The sequence below is a fragment of the Mesorhizobium sp. M2A.F.Ca.ET.067.02.1.1 genome, assembly GCF_004023285.1.
In the GTDB taxonomy this organism is placed as follows: domain Bacteria; phylum Pseudomonadota; class Alphaproteobacteria; order Rhizobiales; family Rhizobiaceae; genus Mesorhizobium.
The window spans coordinates 1-2,663 of the sequence record NZ_RZSB01000794.1 but is presented as its reverse complement, the minus strand read 5'-3'; the positions used below and the strand labels follow the sequence as shown (position 1 = coordinate 2,663).

Annotated in this window: 3 protein-coding genes; 1 reads left to right on the top strand and 2 read right to left on the bottom strand. The window is 65.2% G+C overall.

Going from position 1 to position 2,663, the window contains the following annotated elements:
* Positions 1–540 (bottom strand): UbiA family prenyltransferase (locus EOA28_RS31885; protein WP_128315662.1); only part of this gene is annotated, 540 nt, incomplete at its 3' end.
* A 66-nt stretch (positions 541–606) separates the two neighbouring features.
* Complete coding sequence (locus EOA28_RS31880) at positions 607–1,518, bottom strand: LysR family transcriptional regulator (RefSeq protein WP_127253392.1); 912 nt, start codon at positions 1,516–1,518, stop codon at positions 607–609.
* Positions 1,519–1,608: 90 nt separating this feature from the next.
* Between EOA28_RS31880 and EOA28_RS31875 the strand changes: the two genes are divergently transcribed.
* The gene (locus EOA28_RS31875) at positions 1,609–2,403 is read left to right on the top strand and encodes a phytanoyl-CoA dioxygenase family protein (protein ID WP_189342308.1); all 795 of its coding nucleotides are present in this window, start codon (positions 1,609–1,611) and stop codon (positions 2,401–2,403) included.
* The last annotated feature ends 260 nt before the right edge of the window (positions 2,404–2,663 follow it).

The following is a 2,663-nucleotide window of genomic DNA, read 5'->3' as shown; positions in this document are numbered from 1 at the left end:
GGCTAAGCCCAGCACGAATTGCGGCCAGTTGGTGATGCGCTTCATGAAGGGATAGACCGCGACGATCACGAGCGAAGCGATGCCGAGCGGAATGGCGAAGCTGTTGAACTGCAAGAGCACGGCCAGGCCCACCAGCGCCTGGATGATGACGAAGATCCATGCCTGGCGGCGCGTCACCTTGCCGGCCGGCAGCGGCCGCGAGCGGGTGCGCTCGACCTGGTTGTCGATGTCCTCGTCGGCGAGATCGTTATAGGTGCAGCCGGCGCCGCGCATGGCGACGGCGCCGACGAAGAACAATACCAGATACCAGGGCGCCGGAAGCAGCGTCAGCAGCGGGTCGGTCGGACGCGGATAGGCGCCCGCGGCAAGCGCTGCCGACCACCAGCAGGGCCATAACAGGAGCTGCCAGCCGATCGGCCGGTCCCAGCGCGCAAGCTGCGCATAAGGCCAGAGCCAGCGCGGCAGCACGCGGTAGACCCAATGGCCGCTCGGCGCATCGGCGACGCGGCCCTGGATCGCTTTCGACTGGACGGTTTCCATCACGCTGGAGTGGCAGCAGCAGGCAGCGCCGTCAAGCGGCCGTGGTGTCGCTCAAGCGCTGAAAACTCAGGCGGTGAAAACATCGTGACCGGCAAACCATGCCTTGGCGACCTCGATGAAAGCCACGGCCGCCTTGGACAGGCGCTGGCGCGTGTCATGCGTCAGGATGATGCGCTGCATCGGCAGCGGATCGGAGAGCGGCTTTAAGACCAGCGGCAGGCCGTCATAGCTGCGGTCGCCATGGGGCCTGGTATAGCTGACGGCGACGCCGAAGCCGTTGGCCACCATGGAGCGCTGCAATTCGAACGAGCTCGTCGTCGCCCGGGCTATCGGCGACAGGCCGCGGCTGAGAAAGAGGTCCAGCATGTGCTGCCAGCTGTGCGGCTGGTCGGTGGTGATCAGCGGATGCTGCGCGAGCTCGGCCAGGCTGACGGCGTGCTTGTCCGCCAGCACATGTCCGGTCGGCAGAAGCGCGTGCGGCCGCAATTCATGCAGCAGGACGCGTTTGAAATGCCCTGGAAGCCCGAGATCATAGGTGAGGCCGAGATCGACGGCGCTGTCGGCCAGGCGCCGCCCCAGCGTCTCGAAGGTCTCGTCGCCGATGACGACCGTGACGGCCGGGCAGCGCTCGGCGAAGGCGCGCATCAGCGCCGGCGCGAAATAGGGCGCCAGGTCCTCGAAGCAGCCGAGCACCAGCTCGCCGCCGACATCGGCATCGCGCGAACCGAGCGCCGCCAGCTCGTCCGCCTCGCCCAGCACTTGCCTTGCCTTGGCGACGGCCCTCCGGCCAAAGGACGTCAGCGCAACGCCGCTGCCGCGCTGGCGCACGAAGATTTTCTGGCCGAGCGCGTCCTCGACATGGTCGATCGCCACCGAGATCGACGGCTGCGACACGTTCAGCGCCTGGGCCGCCATGGTGACGCTGCCATAGCGGGCGACGGCGACGACGTAGCGCAACTGGGTGAGTGTGAACTTCATAGGTCAAAACTATAAGCGAGATGACAAGTTATTATTTTACGCAATGTGCGGCTCTTGCGATAGTCGGTCATCGACAAGCAGGAGAGCACGATGGCCAGCCCGAAGATCGACGCCGCGACGATTGCCGATTACCAGCGTGAGGGCGCGGTCTGCATCCGCGGCGCCTTCACGGACTGGGTCGGCGTCATCGCCGACGGCATTGAACGCAATATCCAGAACCGCAGCGCCACGGCCTCCGACATCGCCGGCGGCAAGGGCAGTTTCTTCGACGACTACTGCAATTGGGAGCGCATCCCGGAATTCGTCAGGATTGTCAGGGAATCGCCTGCGGCAGAACTCGCGGCCGCCGTCATGCAATCGCGCAGCGCCCAGTTCTTCCACGACCACGTCCTGGTCAAGGAGCCCGGCACGCAGAAGCCGACGCCCTGGCACCAGGACATTCCCTATTACTTCGTCGATGGCAGCCAGACGGTGAGCTTCTGGATCCCGATCGATCCGGTGAAGGAAGCGACGCTGCGGCTGATCGCCGGCTCGCACAAATGGGAAAAGATGGTGCTGCCGGTGCGCTGGCTGAACGACGCCAATTTCTATGCCGGCGAGGGCGATTATTTGCCGGTGCCCGACCCCGACAACGATCCCTCGATGAAGGTGCTCGAATGGGAGATGGAGCCGGGCGACGCCATCCTGTTCGATTTCCGCACGGCGCATGGCGCGCGCGGCAATTTGACCTCGGCGCGACGCCGGGCGCTGTCGCTGCGCTGGGTCGGCGACGACGCGCACTACGTCGAACGGCCGGGCCGCACCTCGCCGCCCTATCCCGGCCACGACATGAAGCCGGGCCAGAAACTGCGCGAGGACTGGTTCCCCGTTATCTATCAGAGCTGAGCGGCCCTGCCTCGTCATCCACGGGCGGAGCGACGCGAAGCGGCGCGCAGACCCGAGGATCCATTCGGTGACCTTGATCGTATGGCGCAGCGGAGCAGAATTCTGCACCGCGGCAACGCTTCGACGTCACGGCATGGCAACTGTGTTCACGCGAATGCGGTTTTGTCGCGCATGATGGCGTTGAGGACGACCAGGAGCTTCCTTGCGACGGCGATGATGGCGAGTTTCTTGGACCCTGAGCGGGCAGCAAGTGCGGTATA